The organism is Nocardioides sp. YIM 152588, assembly GCF_040191335.1.
Taxonomy (GTDB): domain Bacteria; phylum Actinomycetota; class Actinomycetes; order Propionibacteriales; family Nocardioidaceae; genus Nocardioides.
The window spans coordinates 1-16,994 of the sequence record NZ_JBEGDJ010000073.1 but is presented as its reverse complement, the minus strand read 5'-3'; the positions used below and the strand labels follow the sequence as shown (position 1 = coordinate 16,994).

General features: G+C 74.8%; 14 protein-coding genes. 10 read left to right on the top strand and 4 right to left on the bottom strand.

Annotation, left to right across the window (positions count from 1 at the left end):
- From ABLM29_RS20825 to ABLM29_RS20810, 4 genes are all read left to right on the top strand, one after another.
- A partial coding sequence (locus ABLM29_RS20825) for a type II secretion system F family protein (protein WP_349716504.1) occupies positions 1-584 on the top strand: 584 nt, incomplete at its 5' end.
- A gap of 163 nt (positions 585-747) precedes the next feature.
- The gene (locus ABLM29_RS20820; RefSeq protein ID WP_349716503.1) at positions 748-1,023 is read left to right on the top strand and encodes a DUF4244 domain-containing protein; all 276 of its coding nucleotides are present in this window, start codon (positions 748-750) and stop codon (positions 1,021-1,023) included.
- A gap of 77 nt (positions 1,024-1,100) precedes the next feature.
- Complete coding sequence (locus tag ABLM29_RS20815) at positions 1,101-1,448, top strand: TadE family type IV pilus minor pilin (RefSeq protein ID WP_349716502.1); 348 nt, start codon at positions 1,101-1,103, stop codon at positions 1,446-1,448.
- A gap of 10 nt (positions 1,449-1,458) precedes the next feature.
- Complete coding sequence (locus ABLM29_RS20810) at positions 1,459-1,809, top strand: Rv3654c family TadE-like protein (RefSeq protein WP_349716501.1); 351 nt, start codon at positions 1,459-1,461, stop codon at positions 1,807-1,809.
- A gap of 164 nt (positions 1,810-1,973) precedes the next feature.
- On the opposite strand, the gene ABLM29_RS20805 is transcribed toward ABLM29_RS20810, so the two are convergent.
- Entirely contained in the window at positions 1,974-2,303 is a 330-nt protein-coding gene (locus ABLM29_RS20805) for a hypothetical protein (RefSeq protein ID WP_349716500.1), read from the bottom strand.
- Positions 2,304-2,312: 9 nt separating this feature from the next.
- A complete protein-coding gene (locus ABLM29_RS20800) occupies positions 2,313-4,670 on the bottom strand; it encodes a DEAD/DEAH box helicase (protein ID WP_349716499.1) in 2,358 nt (785 codons plus the stop codon).
- A gap of 205 nt (positions 4,671-4,875) precedes the next feature.
- Here ABLM29_RS20800 and ABLM29_RS20795 point away from each other — a divergent pair, with 205 nt between their 5' ends.
- Positions 4,876-5,208, top strand: coding sequence for an STAS domain-containing protein (locus ABLM29_RS20795; RefSeq protein ID WP_349716498.1), 333 nt, complete (start codon positions 4,876-4,878; stop codon positions 5,206-5,208).
- Between the two features lie 429 nt (positions 5,209-5,637).
- A complete protein-coding gene (locus tag ABLM29_RS20790) occupies positions 5,638-7,956 on the top strand; it encodes a sodium-translocating pyrophosphatase (RefSeq protein ID WP_349716497.1) in 2,319 nt (772 codons plus the stop codon).
- A gap of 94 nt (positions 7,957-8,050) precedes the next feature.
- On the opposite strand, the gene ABLM29_RS20785 is transcribed toward ABLM29_RS20790, so the two are convergent.
- Together ABLM29_RS20785 and ABLM29_RS20780 are read right to left on the bottom strand one after the other, a co-directional pair.
- Complete coding sequence (locus ABLM29_RS20785; RefSeq protein ID WP_349716495.1) at positions 8,051-9,415, bottom strand: sensor histidine kinase; 1,365 nt, start codon at positions 9,413-9,415, stop codon at positions 8,051-8,053.
- The gene (locus tag ABLM29_RS20780) at positions 9,412-10,155 is read right to left on the bottom strand and encodes a response regulator transcription factor (RefSeq protein WP_349716494.1); all 744 of its coding nucleotides are present in this window, start codon (positions 10,153-10,155) and stop codon (positions 9,412-9,414) included. The genes ABLM29_RS20785 and ABLM29_RS20780 overlap by 4 nt, the downstream gene beginning before the upstream one ends.
- 174 nt (positions 10,156-10,329) lie before the next feature.
- On the opposite strand from ABLM29_RS20780, the gene ABLM29_RS20775 reads away from it, so the two are divergent.
- The 4 genes from ABLM29_RS20775 (at position 10,330) to topA (ending at position 16,802) form a co-directional block, all read left to right on the top strand.
- Positions 10,330-10,911, top strand: coding sequence for a hypothetical protein (locus ABLM29_RS20775; RefSeq protein WP_349716493.1), 582 nt, complete (start codon positions 10,330-10,332; stop codon positions 10,909-10,911).
- Positions 10,912-11,025: 114 nt separating this feature from the next.
- Positions 11,026-12,510, top strand: coding sequence for a DUF7059 domain-containing protein (locus tag ABLM29_RS20770; protein WP_349716492.1), 1,485 nt, complete (start codon positions 11,026-11,028; stop codon positions 12,508-12,510).
- 189 nt (positions 12,511-12,699) lie between these two features.
- Complete coding sequence (locus ABLM29_RS20765) at positions 12,700-13,932, top strand: DUF2510 domain-containing protein (protein ID WP_349716491.1); 1,233 nt, start codon at positions 12,700-12,702, stop codon at positions 13,930-13,932.
- Positions 13,933-14,057: 125 nt separating this feature from the next.
- Positions 14,058-16,802 (top strand): type I DNA topoisomerase, encoded by a 2,745-nt coding sequence (gene topA, locus ABLM29_RS20760; protein WP_502889289.1) that lies wholly within the window; start codon positions 14,058-14,060, stop codon positions 16,800-16,802.
- The last annotated feature ends 192 nt before the right edge of the window (positions 16,803-16,994 follow it).

The window sequence follows — 16,994 nt, the reverse complement described above, 5'->3', positions numbered from 1 at the left end:
GGGCGCTCGCGGCGTCGTGCGCCGGTGCCGGCGCGGCCGTGCTGCTGGGCGGCCCGCTCGCGCTGCCGGCCGGTGTGGCCGGCGCCGTGGCGACCTGGGTGCTGGCCTCCCGGATCGAGCCCCGTTCGGAGCGGCGGCGGCGCGAGCAGGTACGGCGCGACCTGCCCCACCTGGTCGGCCTGCTCGGCGGCGCCCTGCGCTCGGGCCAGGCACCCGTACCCGCGATCGGCGCCGTCGCCCGCGCGCTGCCGGGCCCGGCGGCGGACCGGCTGCTCGGGGTCGCGGCCCGGCTGGAGCTGGGCGCCGACCCGGTCGCGCTCTGGCTCTCGCTCGCCGGCGACCCCGCCCTGGCCCCGTTGGGCCGGGCGATGGCGCGTGCGCACCGGTCGGGGGCCTCGGCCGCCGCAGCGGTCGAGCGGCTGGCCGACGACCTGGCGGCCCGGGGGCGCGCCGATGCGGAGGACCGCGCCCGCGCGGTGGGGGTCCGCGCCGCCGTACCGCTCGGCGTCTGCCTGCTCCCGTCCTTCCTCCTGCTCGGGATCGTCCCCCTCGTCGCCGGGCTCGCCCGGACGCTGGCGTGGTGACGCCAGTGGCCGCACCCGTACCGCGCCCGCGCACCTTCGCGCCCGGGCCCTGTGGGGAGCGTCCGCCTCTCCACAGGCCCGGCCCACGCGACCGGGGTGCGTCGGCCGACCCGCGCAGAGTCCTCCCAACGGCCGCACCCGGCGGCCCGGAGAGGAGACCACCATGACCGTCATCGACCTTCCCCCGCCGCCCGTCCACCCGTTCCCGGTGCCCCCGCCGGTCTCGCCGCTGCCCGACGCGGCGCGGGCCCGGCCGTCCCGGATCTCCCGGCGGTCCCGACGCGGCCAGCGGGGGATCACCACCGCCGAGTACGCCGTCGGCACGGCCGCCGGCGCCGGCCTCGCCGGGCTGCTCTACAAGCTGCTTACGGGAGGGTTCGGCGACCGCATGCTGCGCACCCTCTTCGAGCACGTCCTCGGCCTGCTGGGGGTGGGGTGAGCCCCCTGGGGCTGACTCGTCCGAGCCGGAGCCTGCTGCCCGGTCCGGGCCGGCGGTCATCGCGGTCACGCGGTGCGGTGACCGCCGAGCTCGTCGTGGGCCTGCCGGTGCTGTGCGCCGTCACGCTCGCGCTGGTGTGGCTGCTCTCGGTCGGCGCGGCCCAGGTCCGTACCGTCGACGCGGCCCGCGAGGCCGCCCGCGCACTGGCGCGCGGCGACGACCCGGCCGCGGCGGTCGCGATCGGGCAGCGGGTGGCGCCGGCCGGGGTGCGGGTCGCCGTGGCGGCGGAAGGGGACCGCGTCGTGGCCCGCGCGTCCGGCGTGGTGCCGGGGCCGGGAGGCCTGCTCCGGTTCCTGCCGGGCGCCCGGGTGCGCGCGGAGGCCGTCGCGCTGAGCGAGGCGCCCGCCGCGGGGACCCCGCCGTGAGGCCCGCGCCGTGAGGTCCGTGCGGGGCGAGCGCGGCGCCGCGACGGTCCTCGTCGTCGCGCTCGCCGGCGTGCTGCTCCTCGTCGGCTGCGCCCTCGGGGTTGCCGCGACGCTCGTCGTGGACCACCGCCGGGCGCAGGCCGCCGCCGACCTGGCCGCGCTGGCCGGCGCGGCCAGGCTCGCGGAGGGCGGCGACGCCTGCCGGGTGGCGGGCGAGGTGGCCGCCGCCAACGGGGCGACCCTGCTGGGATGCCGCGTGGAGGACCGCGACGTCGTGGCCGAGGTCCGGGTCACGGGACCGCGGTGGCTCGGTCAGACCGGCGACCTGGTCGCCCGCGCGCGGGCCGGACCGGGGCGGTAGCGCCGGCCGGGTGCCGTGCCTGCGTCGCGGCGGCCCGGTGAGCCCGATGGTGTGAGCCCAGCGGGGCGAGCGCGCGACGAGTGCTCCGTGGCGCGCTGGGGCTCGGGTGGCGGTGGAGGTGGAGGTGGAGGTGGGGAGGGGCGGGGCGGGGCCCGAGCGGAGCGTCAGTCGTCCTCGCCGGGGTCGCGCCGTTCGAGGCGGTCGGCCTCCGCGCGGTCCAGCTTCTGCGACAGCTCGTCGAGCCGCTTCCGCTCCTTGCGGCGCCGCCACTCCTGGCGGGCGCCGATCCTCGACAGCCACAGGCCGCCCAGCACGAGCGCGGCCGCGATGACCCCCATCAGGAACAGGGTCTCGGCCGGCATGTCGATGCCGAGGAACGTGGTGTGCACGTCGGTCGTGCCGCCGGTGGTCCTGGACTCGGTGCCGGAGGCGAAGAGGCCGCCGAGGATCAGCACCACGCCGAGGACGAGGAGGACGAGCCCGAAGACCAGCATGGGCGCAGGCTACCCGGCTGCGCGGCTCTCCGTGCCGGTCATCGCCTCGGCGAGCAGGGCGTTCAGCAGCACCAGCGCGCCCGCCTTGTCCAGCGGCTCGTTGCCGTTGCCGCACTTGGGCGACTGGACGCAGGAGGGGCAGCCGGTGGCGCATCCGCACGCGGCGATGGCGTCGCGGGTCGCGGTCAGCCAGGCGACAGCGGTCCGGTAGCCGCGCTCGGCGAAACCGGCGCCACCCGGGTGGCCGTCGTGCACGAAGACGGTCAGCTGCCCGGTGTCCGGGTGCAGCGCGGTCGAGACGCCGCCGATGTCCCACCGGTCGCAGGTGGCGAAGAGCGGCAGCAGGCCGATCGAGCAGTGCTCCGCGGCATGCGCGGCGCCGGGGAGGTCGGCCGCGGCCAGCCCGGTCTCGGCGAGCACCTCGGGCGGGACGGTCCACCACACCGCGGTGGTCCGCAGCGTCCGCTCCGGCAGGTCCAGCGGGGTCTCGTCGACGACCTCCCCGGTGGCGGCCCGGCGGCGCAGGTAGGAGACGACCTGCTGGGAGACGTCGGTGGTGCCCAGCGCGAGCCGGCACCGGCCCCAGGCCGTGTGCTCGTCCTCGGTGACGATGGTGATGTCGGTGAGCTCGCGCGCGGTGGTGGTGAACGTGGCCTCGGTCGGGTTCATCACCGCGACGTGCTCGTCGAGGTCCAGCGACTCCACCAGCCACGTCTCGCCGCGGTGCAGGTACACCGCGCCGGCGTGGGCCGTGGAGTCCGCCCGGCCGCCGTCGACGGTGCCGACCACCCGTCCCGTGGCTCCCTCGATCAGCTGCACCTGCCGGCCGCCGGCCGAGCGGATGTCCGCCAGGTCCGACGCTCGGCGGCGGTCGGTCCAGTACCAGCCGTTGGCCCGCCGCCGGAGCAGGCCGCCCGCGACCAGCTCGGCCAGCACCTCCCGCGCCAGCGGGCCGAACAGGGGCAGGTCGGCGACGGTGAGCGGGGCCTCGGCGGCAGCCGCGCACAGGTGCGGACCCAGCACGTAGGGGTTGTCGGTGTCGAAGACGGTGCCCTCGACCGGCTGGCCGAGCAGCGCGTCGGGGTGGTGCACCAGGTAGGTGTCCAGTGGGTCGTCGCGCGCCACCAGGACCCCGAGCGCCTCGCCGCCGGATCGCCCCGCGCGGCCGATCTGCTGCCAGAACGCCGCCCGCGTCCCGGGGAAGCCGGCCACCACCACCGCGTCCAGACCGGAGACGTCGATGCCCAGCTCGAGCGCGTTGGTGGCCGCCATGCCCAGCAGCCGGCCGCTGCGCAGGTCGGCCTCCAGCGCCCGCCGCTCCTCGGGGAGGTAGCCGCCGCGGTAGGAGTCGACGCGTCCGGCCAGGGAGGGGTCGACCTCGGCCAGCAGGTCCCCGGCGCGCCGGGCGACCGACTCGACCCCGCGGCGGGACCTGACGAAGGCGAGCGTCCGGACGTCCTCCAGCACCAGGTCCGTCATCAGGTCGGCGGTCTCGACGGGGGCCGGGCGTCGTACCGGTGCGCCGTGCTCCCCGTCCCCGGGCAGCAGCGGCGGCTCCCACAGCAGCACGGCCAGCTCGCCGCGGGGGGAGGCGTCCTCGGTCACCGCCGCGACGTCCAGCCCGGTCAGCCGGGCCGCCGCCACCTCGGGCTCCGCGACGGTGGCCGAGGCCAGCACGAACGTCGGCGAGGCGCCGTACCGAGCGCAGACCCGCCGCAGCCGGCGCAGGATCTGGGCGACGTGAGCTCCGAACACGCCGCGGTAGTGGTGGCACTCGTCGACCACCACGAAGTCGAGGGAGGCGAAGAAGCGCGACCAGTGGGCGTGGCCCGGCAGCAGCGAGCGGTGCAGCATGTCGGGGTTGGAGAGCACGTACTCGCCGTGGTCGCGCGTCCACTCCCGCTGCTCGGGGCTGCTGTCGCCGTCGTGGGTGGCGACGCGCACGTCGATCCCCAGGTCGGCGATCGCGGCGCGCTGGTCCTGCGCGAGTGCCTTGGTCGGCGCGAGGTAGAGCGTGCTCGAGCCGCGCTGCTGCCGCGGCCCACGACGCTCGCGGATAGCGGTCAGCGCCGGCAGCAGGTACGCCAGCGACTTGCCCGAGGCGGTCCCGGTGGCGAGCACCACGTGCTCGCCGCGACGCGCCGCCTCGGCGGCCGCGACCTGGTGCCGCCAGGGGCGGTCGACGCCCCGCCCCCGGTACGCCGCCACCAGGTCCGCGTCCGCCCAGGCCGGCCACTCCGCGTGCACCGCCGGGCGCGCCGCGACCTGCTCGTGGTGGGTCAGCCGCTCGGCGCGACCGGGCGCCGCGGTGAGCCTGCGGACCACCGCGGACACCTCCAGCGGGTGCGCGGCGGGGTGGAGCGTCATGCCTCCGATCCTCACACGTGGGGCGGACGGAACCATGCACGCGGTCGGGTGTCCGCCGGTGCTCGCCGCCGCCCTCTCGGGCGGCCTCGCGACACCTCATCCACCCCGTCCGGGGGCCGGTGCCGTCTCAACTGTTCCCGGCTCCGGCGGGCATGGTTTGATGTGTGCTCCTGACGACTGTCTTGACCGGAGCGAGGGTGGATACGTGGATCTGACGTTGTCGACGCGCGAGACCGCCGGCCGCACCGTGATCGCGGTGGGTGGCGAGATCGACGTCTACACCGCGCCGAAGCTGCGGGACACGATCAGTGAGCTGGTCGCCGGGGGCAGCTACCGCCTCGTCGTCGACATGGAGGCGGTCGAGTTCCTCGACTCCACCGGGCTCGGCGTGCTGGTGGGCGGCCTGAAGAAGGTCCGCGCCCACGACGGTGCGCTGGAGCTGGTCTGCACCCAGGACCGGCTGCTGAAGATCTTCAAGATCACCGGCCTGGCGAAGGTCTTCGTCATCCACGACTCGGTCGACTCCGCCCTGGGCTGACCGGCGCTGCGTGGCGTCGGCCGCGCATCTCGCCGCTGCGTCGTGTGCCTGAGGCATCGCCTGGGAGGGGTCTGACGCACACGACCCGTCTCGGGTCGGGGTCGTGTGCCTGAGGCATCGGCATGCGGGGGTGTGGGGCACACGACCCGCGGCCAGCCACCCGCGGCCAGCCGCCGGCAACCCGCCGCCAACCCGCCTCGTATGCCCGAGGCACCGACCTACAGGGGTCTGCGGCACACGACCCTGCCCGCCGGGACGGCCGAGCCGCGCCGACCGCACATCCAGACGCAACGCGCCCACATCTTTCGTGTGACTTCCATCACTCATTCACCCCGAACGGCGCTTCGCCCTGCGTAGTATCCCCACCACGTTGATATGACGTGGGTCACACCGATCCTCCCTGCGACTCCCTCCAAGGAGGCAGAAGAAATGGTTGGAATCTCCCCGCTGGTGGCCGAGGTGGACGGCGGCAACCTGGTCCTGGTGCTGGTGGTCGGGCTCATCGCGCTCGCCGCACTGGCCCTCGCCGCCGTCTTCCGAGCCGAGGTGCTGGCCGCCGGCGAGGGCACCGAGAACATGCGCCGGATCGCGCAGGCCGTGCAGGAGGGTGCCAACGCCTACCTGACCCGGCAGTTCCGGACGCTGGGCATCTTCGGTGCGATCGCCTTCGTGGCGCTCCTGCTGCTGCCCGCAGACGACATGACGGTGCGGATCTTCCGCTCGGTCTTCTTCCTGGTCGGCGCCGGTTTCTCGGCGACGATCGGCTACCTGGGGATGTGGCTGGCGGTGCGGGCCAACCTGCGCGTCGCCGCCGCGGCCGAGGAGGTCGGGCGCAACCCCGCGATGAACCTGGGCCTGCGCACCGGCGCGGTGGTCGGCATGGCCACCGTCGGCCTCGGCCTGCTCGGCGCCAGCATCGTGGTGCTGCTCTTCCAGGACGAGGCCCCCGAGGTGCTGGAGGGCTTCGGCTTCGGTGCCGCCCTGCTGGCGATGTTCATGCGCGTCGGCGGCGGCATCTTCACCAAGGCCGCCGACGTCGGGGCGGACCTGGTCGGCAAGGTCGAGCAGAACATCCCCGAGGACGACCCCCGCAACGCCGCGACCATCGCGGACAACGTCGGCGACAACGTGGGCGACTGCGCCGGCATGGCGGCCGACCTCTTCGAGTCGTACGCCGTCACGCTGGTCGCGGCGCTGATCCTGGGCTCCCAGGCGTTCGGCGACAAGGGCCTGGTCTTCCCGCTGCTCGTCCCCGCGATCGGCGCGCTGTCGGCGATGGCCGGGGTGTTCCTCACCAAGCCGCGGGAGGGCGAGAGCGGGATGGCGACCATCAACCGCTCCTTCTACCTCTCCGCCGGCGTCGGCGCGCTCGCCAGCGTGATCCTCGCCTTCGTCTACCTCCCGTCGTCCTGGTCCGACCTGACCGGCACCGGCGACGCGTTCGGTGGCCTGCTGGCCGGTGCCGAGGGCGAGCCCCCGGTCGGCCCGGCCACGTTCGCCGCCGGCTCGGTGGTGATCGGCATCGCGCTCGCCGCGCTGATCCTGGCGCTGACCGAGCACTTCACCAGCACCGAGCGGGCCCCGGTCAAGCACGTCGGCCGCACCTCGCTCACCGGCGCGGCCACCGTCATCCTCTCCGGCCTCGCCGTCGGCCTGGAGTCGGCCGTCTACACCGCCGTGGTGATCGGCGCCGCGGTCTTCGGCGCCGCGATCCTCGGCGGGTCCGCCGCCCTCTTCGCGGTGGCGCTGGCCGGCTGCGGACTCCTCACCACCGTCGGCGTGATCGTCGCCATGGACACCTTCGGCCCGGTCTCCGACAACGCCCAGGGCATCGCGGAGATGTCGGGTGACGTCAGCGAGGAGGGGGCGCAGATCCTCACCGAGCTCGACGCCGTCGGCAACACCACCAAGGCGATCACCAAGGGCATCGCGATCGCCACCGCCGTGCTCGCGGCCAGCGCGCTGTTCGCGTCCTACGCCCAGTCCGCGACCGAGTCGCTGCTGAAGGCCGACGGGGTGAGCGCCGCCGACACCAGCGCGTTCGCAGCCGCGTTCCTGATCGTCGACGCCAAGCTCATCGTCGGCACCCTGCTCGGCGCCGGCGTGGTGTTCCTCTTCTCCGGCCTCGCGATCAGCGCGGTCGGCCGGGCCGCGGGCGCGGTCGTGATGGAGGTACGACGTCAGTTCCGCGACATCCCCGGGATCATGGAGGGGACGGGCCGGCCCGAGTACGGCAAGGTCGTCGACATCGTCACCCGCGACTCGCTGCGCGAGCTCGCCACCCCGGGCATCCTGGCGATCCTGAGCCCGATCGCGGTCGGTTTCGGCCTCGGCGTGGGCCCGCTGGCCGGGTTCCTGGTCGGCGCGATCGCCACCGGCACGCTGATGGCGGTCTTCCTGGCCAACGCCGGCGGGGCGTGGGACAACGCCAAGAAGCTGGTCGAGGACGGGATCCACGGCGGCAAGGGCTCCGACGCCCACGCCGCGACGGTCATCGGCGACACCGTCGGCGACCCGTTCAAGGACACCGCCGGTCCGGCGATCAACCCGCTGCTGAAGGTGATGAACCTGGTCTCGCTGCTGATCGTCGGCGCCGTGGTCAGCCTCTCCTACGGCGACAGCGCCAACGACACGGTGCGGATCCTGATCGCCGTGGCCGCCGCCGCGGGCATCGTCGTCGCGGTCTACATCTCCAAGCAGCGCGCGACCTCGATGGTCGACGAGGAGGAGACGGCCGCGACCTCCTGAGGGAGGGAGCGCGGGCTCGGGCCCGCACGGTGGACCCCGCCACGGCGACTGCCGGCGGCGGGGTCCGCTCGTTCCGGGGCGACCGGGACGCGGCTCAGCCGCCGGGCAGGGTCAGCGTGAACCGCGCACCGCCCTCGGGTGCCCGGTCCACCGCGAGCGTCCCGCCCAGCCGCAGCGCCAGCCGGTGGGCGATGGCGAGCCCCAGGCCCTGGGCGCCCGTCCGTGCCGCGGGAGCCCGGGCGTGCAGGATGCCCGGCTGGAACGCCGCGTCCCACTCGGCCTCGGGGATCCCGGGCCCGTTGTCGCGGACCTCGACGACGACCTCGCCGGAGTCGTCCGGGGCGCCGCGTGCGGCGAGCACCACGAGGGGTGCCGGCGTCTGCTCGGCGGCGAGCACGCGCACGGCGTTGTCGACGAGGGTGTCGACGACCTGGCGGACGCGGTCCGGGTCGGTCCGCGCGGGCAGGGGACCGGTGGGCTCGGCCGCGACCCGGACCCCGGACGTCGCCGCGGTGGTCGCCCAGGCGCGGCCCGCCTCCGCGACCAGCGCCCCGAGGTCGGTCTTGACCGGGGCCACCTGGAACTCCGCCGCCTGCAGGCGCGCCAGTGCGAGCAGGTCGGCCACGTAGCGCCCCAGCCGCTCCGACTCGGCGCGCAGCGTCGCGCCGACCTCCGCCACCTCCTCGGGGCCGACCACGCCGTCGGCCAGCGCCTCGGCGTACCCGCGGATCGCGGTCAGCGGCGTGCGCAGCTCGTGGGAGACCGAGAGCAGGAACTCCCGCTCCCGCGCCTCGCCGTGGGCCAGCGCGCCGTCGAGCTCGCCGAGCGCGACCTGGAGCTGTTGGACCTCCGGCGGTCCGGCGGCCGCGGGGTGGGCGACGCCGCGCTCGCCGGCGGCCAGCCGCCGCGCGATGGTCGCGGCCCCGGCGACCGGGCGCCCGACCTGGCGCGCCAGCAGCCAGCCCACCGTCACCGCGCCGAGCAGGGCGACCATGCCCGCGAGCACCAGGCGGCGGCGCAGACGGGTCACCGCGCCGTCCACCGCGGCCGCGTCGGCCGCGACGACGATGCCACCGCCGCCGCGGACCGGCCGGGCCTCGAAGAGGATGGTCGTGCCGGCGTACTCGCCCGTGCCGGAGACCGCGGCGCCCGCGAGCAGCGCCGCGCGCTCCTCGGCGTCCAGGGCCTCGGCGGCGCCGGTGGCCGCGCCTTCGGCGCCGACCCGGCCCACGGTCAGGTCCGCCCGCGCGAGCAGGGCGTTGCCGCGCACCGAGTCGGCGCCGAGCGGCAGGCGGGCCAGCGTGTCGGCCTGGCGGGCCAGCGGCGCGCGGACCGCCTGCTCGGTCGCGGTGCCGACCAGCGGCACCAGCATCGCCCCGGCCAGCAGCAGGGTGGCCAGCGCGACGCCGCCGATGGCGGCGGTCAGCCGGCCGGTCAGGGAGAGCGCCGGGCGGTTCACGGCCGGTCCTGGTGGCCGATCCGGTAGCCGACGCCGCGCACGGTCTCGACCGGGGAGTGCGGCCCCAGCTTGGCCCGCACCTGGGCGACGTGGACGTCGACGGTGCGCGACCCGACGTAGTCGGCCTGCCCCCACGCCGAGGCCAGCAGCGCGGCGCGGTCGAGCACCCGGCCGCGGGCGAGGAGCAGGGCCTCGAGCAGGTTGAACTCGGTCATCGTCAGCGCCACCTCGGCCCCGTCGGCGGTGACCCGGCGGGTGGCCGGGTCGAGGCGGACCGCGCCCGCCTCCAGCACGGTGCCGGGCGTGGTGCCGCCGCGCCGCCGCAGCACCGCGCGCACCCGCGCCACCAGCTCCCGCGGGGAGAAGGGCTTGGTCACGTAGTCGTCGCCGCCGGACTCCAGGCCGAGGACCCGGTCGACCTCGTCGTCCCGGGCGGTGACGAAGAGGACCGGCGTCCAGTCCCCGCCCTCGCGCAGGCGGCGGCAGACCTCGATCCCGTCGGGGCCCGGCAGGCTGATGTCGAGGACCAGGGCGACGGGCTGCCAGCGGCGCACCGCGGCCAGCGCCTCGTCGCCGTCGCCGACCACGACCACGCCGAAGCCGGCGTCGGTGAGGTAGCGGCGCTCGACGTCCGCGATGGACGGGTCGTCCTCGACGACCAGCACCAGGCCGCCGCCGGCGCCGGCACCACCCGGGCCCGGGGAGCCGGCGGGGCCTGGGGTCGCGGAGGAGGTGGGCACGGGGCGACGCTAGCCCGGCTCCGCCGCCCGGGAGGGCCGAACCGGGCCGCCCGGTGCGGTCCTGACAGAGCCCGAACATTCCGCGCACGTGGCGGCCACCGGCGGCCAGCAGGTTCGTCGGTGCCGGGACGGACCCGGCCCGGTCCCTCGGGGCCGAGTGCGTGAGGAGACACCATGACCACGAACCGCATGACCCCCCGACGCACCAGCGTCACCCGGACCATCGGGCGCCGGATGGCGTCCAGCGTCGCCGCCGCGACCGTCGGCGCCCTGCTCGCGGTGATCGCCGTCGTCGGCGGCACCGCGCTGATCGCCCCGACCTCGGCGACGACCGGTGCCTCGGCCGCCTCCACCGCCTCGGGCACCTCGGGGCCCGAGACCGCGCCGCCGCCCATCGCCTGCGGGGCGCTCAAGGCCAAGCTGCCCGACGCGCTCCTCGCGGACCTGCAGGCGCTGCGCGGCCTCGACGCGCCCGCCCTCAAGGCCGGCCTGCGCGAGATCCGCCGCACCGCGCTGATGGGCGAGTACGGGCCCCGCGCCAAGAGGTTCGTCACCCACCGCCTCGGGAAGAAGGCCTGGCACCGGATGCGGCCGGCGCTGCGCCGCGAGATCCGCGGCATCCTCCACCTGCCCGCCGAGGACCGGCCGGCGGCCGCCCAGGTGCTGCTCGACGAGGCCGCGGCCGGCGAGTACGGGCCGCGGGCGCGGCACACCGCCCGCGTGATCAAGCGCCGGATGGCGGCCTGCGCCGGCTGATCCCGGCTGCTCGGCGCGGTCCGGGGGCCGCGCGGCATCGCGGGCACGGTCGGCGGGGGTTCCGACCGTGCCCGCCGGTGTCGTTCGGCGCGGCCGCCCCGTAGCGTTCGGCATGTGCCCTCCCTCGACCTCGCCGCCCCGCTCCGCGACGCCTTGACCGCGGCCGACTTCCGCTACGACGCGGTCGCCGAGCTGCTCGGGCCGGAGGCCCACCAGGCGCTCTCGCGCAACGAGACGACGCCGGCCCGCCGCCGTACGGCGCGGGACGACTCGCCGCTCGCCACGCTGGTCCGCCTCTTCCTGCTGCAGGACGCCGTCGACCGCTCCGCCGCGGAGGCGGCGCTGCCGGGCCTGATCGACCGGCTCGCCGCTGCCGGCCTCGTCGTGCAGAGCGTCGCCGAGGTCGCCGCCCGGCTGGACTGCCGCCCCTACGCGACCGCGGAGGGCGAGGACCTGTGGGTGGTCAGCGACCTGACGCCGGGCCTGGACGGCGCCGCCACCCAGGTCACCGGCGACTACGTGCTCGGGATCAGCCAGGCGTCCTCCTCGCTGGCCCAGCTCACCCTGCGCCACGACGTCGGCTCCGCCCTGGACCTGGGCACCGGCTGCGGCGTGCAGGCGCTCCACCTCGCCGCGCACGCCGACCGGGTGGTGGCCACCGACGTCAACGCCCGGGCGCTGGCGATGGCCCGGTTCAACGCCGAGCTGAACGAGATGGACGACAAGATCGACGTCGTCGACGGCTCCTTCTTCGAGCCCGTCGCCGGCCAGCGGTTCGACCTGATCGCCACCAACCCGCCGTTCGTCATCTCCCCGGCCACCGGCGAGCGGCTCGTCTACCGGGACTCCGGCCTGCCCGGCGACCGCGTCGTCGAGCACATCGTCCGCACCGCGCCCGGCCACCTCAACGACGGCGGCTGGTGCCAGGTCCTGGCGAATTGGGTGATCTCCGAGGACCAGCCGTGGGACGAGAGGCTCGCGGGCTGGCTGCCCGAGGACTGCGACGCCTTCGTGGTGCAGCGCGAGATCCTCGACCCCGCCTCCTACGTCGAGCTGTGGCTCAAGGACTCCGGCCACCACCCCGCCACCGGCGGCGGCAGCGCGGCGGAGTACCTGCGCCGCTACGACACCTGGCTCTCCTGGCTGGAGGACCAGGGCGTCGGGGGCATCGGGTTCGGGTGGATCAACCTGCACCGCAGCGGCCGCTCCGACCGGACCGTGGAGCTGCTGGAGTGGCCCTACGAGGTCGAGCAGCCGATCGCGTCGGCGATCTCCGGGTGGGCGGACCAGACCATCGCCGCCGCCGCGGTGACCCCGGAGAGCCACCTGCGGGTGCGCGAGGACGTCGTCCAGGAGACCCAGGGCCCGGTCGGCGCCGAGGACCCCGCCACCATCGTGCTCCGGCAGCAGCGCGGCTTCCGCCGGGCGCGCCAGGCCGACACCGTCGCCGCCGCCCTGGTCGGCGCGTGCGACGGGGACCTCAGCGTCGGGCAGATCCTCGACGCCGTCGCGCACCTGCTGGAGCGGGACGCCGAGTCGCTGCGCGAGGTGTACCTGCCCGAGGTGGAGGAGCTGGTGCGCGAGGGGTTCCTGGTCTGAGGCGCCGGCGTCGGAATCACCGGTCGACCGGTGATTCCGACGCTTGACAGGCGTTGCAACGCCTGCCAAGTGACCGAACTGCCTGTCCGCTGGGACGCCTGAGGCCAGAGGTACGCCGGTCGGCGGACCGTCGCACCGGCCCCTGGAAGCCACCCCGGGGCGGCGCCCGCCTTTGGCACACTGTCGGCCGTGACCAACGCAGGCTGGTACCCCGACCCCGCGGGCGCTCCCGACACCTACCGCTACTGGGACGGCCAGCAGTGGAGCCAGCACACCTCGACCAACCCGTGGGCGGGGACGGCGGGCGGCGGCCAGGCCGCGCCCGGCACCCCGGCCCAGGGCACCCCGGCCCAGGGCACCCCGGCCCAGGGAACCCCGGCCCAGGACGCCGCGGGCGGCGCCCAGCAGCCCGGCCAGCCCCAGCAGCCCGGCCAACCCGAGCAGCCCGGCCAGCCCCAGCAGTGGCCGCCGACCCCGGCCCAGGGCACCCCCGTCCCACCACCCCCCGGCACCCCCGGCACCCCCGGCACCCCCGGCACCCCCGGCACCCCCGGCACCGGCTCCGGCCGCGGCAAGGTCGTCGCGATCGTGGTCGGCGCCGTGGTGCTGCTGACCGTGCTCGGCGTCCTCTCCTTCCTGGTGGTGCGCGCGATCGCCGAGGAGGGGACCACGCCGGTCCCGGACACCGACACCTCCTCCGCGCCGCCGAGCCCCACCGACACGCCGACCGAGGAGACGCCCAGCGCCAGCGACACCCCGACGCCGAGCGACACCCCGAGCTCGAAGTCGACCGAGGCGCCCAGCACCGACACGACCGGCCCCAGCAAGAGCCCCAGCAGCCGCAGCACGATCACGCCCACGGGCCGCCAGTGCCTGGGCGGGATCCCGACGCCGGCGCGGGTGCAGCGCGGCCCGACGATCAGCGGCGGCGGCCTGACCATGCCGTCGCTGCAGGGGCAGGGCTTCGAGGTCCAGGTCGACTACGCCGAGGCGTTCGCCTTCGCCGACCGGTTCACCCCCGTCTACAAGCTGATCGAGGAGGGGAAGAACACCGGCTGGGTCTCCACCGCCGGCGTCGGCGGCCTGCGCAAGGCCAACGGCTACGACGGCACCGCCCAGGCGGCGGAGGTGATCATGCAGTGCATGGCGGCGTCGCCCGACCTCTACAGCGGGTTCACGGGCCGCACCGACCTGACCTCCGGGCCGATCGACGTCGACGGGTACGACGCCTTCTCGATCACCGCGGAGCTGCGGGTCGACCTGGACGAGGTCTCGGCCGAGGGGGACGTCGCGCAGGTGGTCGTGGTGGACACCGGCGACGCCCGCTTCTACGGCCTCTACATCTTCGTCGTGCCGATCGGCGACAGCCAGCTGGGCGCCCTTCAGAAGCGCCTCGTGGGTGAGTTGACCGTCACGCCGTGAGTCTCCCGGGCCGGTCGGTGCTGCGGAGAAGTGGGCGGTACGCGCTACCGTGAGCGGCCGAGGAGGGGTGCACGCCCCTTCCACGGGGACCAGAACCAGGGCGCGGACGCCCTCTGAGCACGGAGATGAACACGGCAGTGGCACACAAGTTGGTGATCGTCGAGTCACCGGCCAAGGCGCGCACCATCGGCGGCTACCTCGGCGACGGCTTCGTCGTGGAGTCGTCGATCGGGCACATCCGCGACCTGCCGAACAACGCCGCCGACACCCCGGCCAAGATCAAGGACAAGCCGTGGGGGCGGCTGGCGATCGACGTCGACCACGAGTTCACGCCGTACTACGTCGTCCCCCGGGACAAGAAGTCCCACATCAGCAAGCTCAAGTCGCTGCTCAAGGACGCCGACGAGCTCTACCTCGCCACCGATGGTGACCGCGAGGGGGAGGCGATCGCCTGGCACCTGCTGGACGAGCTGAAGCCGAAGAACATCCCGGTCAAGCGGATGGTCTTCAACGAGATCACCCGCGCCGCCATCCAGGACGCCGCCGCCAACCCGCGCGACCTCGACATGGACCTGGTCGAGGCGCAGGAGACCCGCCGGATCCTCGACCGCCTCTACGGCTACGAGGTCTCCCCGGTGCTGTGGCGCAAGATCATGTCCGGCCTCTCCGCGGGCCGCGTGCAGTCGGTGGCGACCCGCCTGGTGGTCGACCGCGAGAAGGAGCGGATCGCCTTCAAGGTCGCCTCCTACTGGGACATCGAGGGCACCTTCGACGCCGGCTCGAAGCACGACCAGCGGATGTTCCCGGCCAAGCTGTACGCCGTCGACGGCACCCGCGTCGCCTCCGGCTCCAACTTCGGCCCCGACGGCCTGCTCAAGGCCCGCGCCGACGTGGTCCACCTCGACCGTGCCCGCGCCGAGGCGCTGGTCGCGGCGCTCGGCGACACCGACTTCGCCGTCCGCTCGGTCGAGTCCAAGCCCTACAAGCGCTCGCCGTACGCGCCGTTCCGCACCACCACGCTGCAGCAGGAGGCCAGCCGCAAGCTCGGCATGAGCTCCTCGGTGACCATGTCGGTCGCCCAGCGGCTGTACGAGAACGGCTTCATCACCTACATGCGTACCGACTCCACGACGCTGTCCGACAGCGCCATCGGGGCGGCCCGCGCGCAGGTGCAGGAGCTGTACGGCGCCGAGTACCTGCCGGACCGGCCGCGCGTCTACGCCTCCAAGGTGAAGAACGCCCAGGAGGCGCACGAGGCGATCCGCCCCGCCGGCGACTCGTTCCGCACCCCCGCCCAGACCGGCCTGACCGGCGACCAGTTCCGGCTCTACGAGCTGATCTGGATGCGCACCGTCGCCTCGCAGATGCGCGACGCGGTCGGCCAGAGCGTCTCCATCCGGCTCGGCGGCGCGGCGAGCAGCGGCGAGGACGTCGTCTTCTCCGCCTCCGGCCGCGTGATCACCTTCCACGGCTTCCTCAAGGCCTACGTCGAGGGCACCGACGACGGCAGCAGCAAGGACGACAGCGAGGCCCGGCTGCCGAACCTGGACGAGGGCGACGCGGTCAGCGCCGCCTCGCTCAGCGCCAACGGCCACGAGACCAAGCCGCCGTCCCGCTACACCGAGGCCACGCTGATCAAGGAGCTCGAGGAGCGCGAGATCGGCCGCCCCTCGACGTACGCCTCGATCATCGGCACGATCCTCAACCGCGGCTACGTCTACAAGAAGGGCACCGCGCTGGTGCCGGCCTGGATCGCCTTCTCGGTGGTCCGCCTGCTCACCGAGCACTTCGAGCGGCTGATCGACTACGACTTCACCGCCGGCATGGAGGACGTCCTCGACGACATCGCCGCCGGGCGTCGCGACCGGGTCTCCGAGCTCGAGGAGTTCTACCGCGGCTCGGAGAAGCTCCAGGGCGTGAAGCCGCTGGTCGACGGCCTCGGCGACATCGACGCCAAGGCGCTGGCCACCTTCCCGGTCGGGGAGGAGTCCGACGGGATCCACCTGCGGGTCGGCAAGTACGGCCCCTACCTGGAGGGCCCCGGCGACGACGGCACCGCGTTCGCCAAGCGCGCCAACGTGCCGGACGACCTGCCGCCCGACGAGCTCACCGTGGCGAAGGCGACCGAGCTGCTGGCCAACCCGGCCGGTGAGGAGGTCGAGCTCGGGGTGCACCCCGAGACCGGACTGCGCGTGGTCGCCAAGAACGGCCGCTACGGCCCGTACGTCACCGAGGTGCTGCCCGAGGACGAGGACGCCTCGGCCGCGAAGAAGAAGGCCAAGGAGAAGCCGCGCACCGGCTCCCTCTTCAAGACCATGTCGCTGGACACGGTCACCCTCGAGGACGCCGTCAAGCTGCTCTCGCTGCCGCGGGTGGTCGGGGTCGGCGAGGACGGCGAGGAGATCACCGCCCAGAACGGCCGCTACGGGCCGTACCTGAAGAAGGGCACCGACTCCCGCTCGCTGACGGCCGAGGACCAGCTCTTCTCGATCACCCTCGACGAGGCGCTGAAGATCTACAGCCAGCCCAAGCAGCGCGGCCGCGCCGCCGCGGCTCCGCCGCTCAAGGAGCTCGGCAACGACCCGGTCTCCGGGCAGCCGGTCGTGGTGAAGGCGGGCCGGTTCGGCGAGTACGTCACCGACGGCGAGTTCAACGCCACGCTGCGCAAGGACGACTCGGTCGAGGCGATCACCCTGGAGCGGGCCGCGGAGCTGCTGGCCGAGCGCCGCGCGAAGGGTCCGGCGAAGAAGGCCGCCAAGAAGACCACCAAGAAGGCGCCCGCCAAGAAGACGGCCGCGAAGAAGACGGCGGCCAAGAAGGCGCCGGCGAAGAAGGCGCCGGCGAAGAAGGCTGCGGCCAAGAAGGCCTGAGCGGTCCGGTGGTTTCGAGGCTCGCTTCGCTCGCACCTCAACCACCGGATCGGCTTCGCTTCGCTCGCACCTCAACCACCGGCCGACCGGTGGTTGAGGTGCGAGGAGCGCTAGCGACGAGCCTCGAAACCACCACCCGCCGACCGGTGGTTGAGGTGCGAGGAGCGCTAGCGACGAGCCTCGAAACCACCA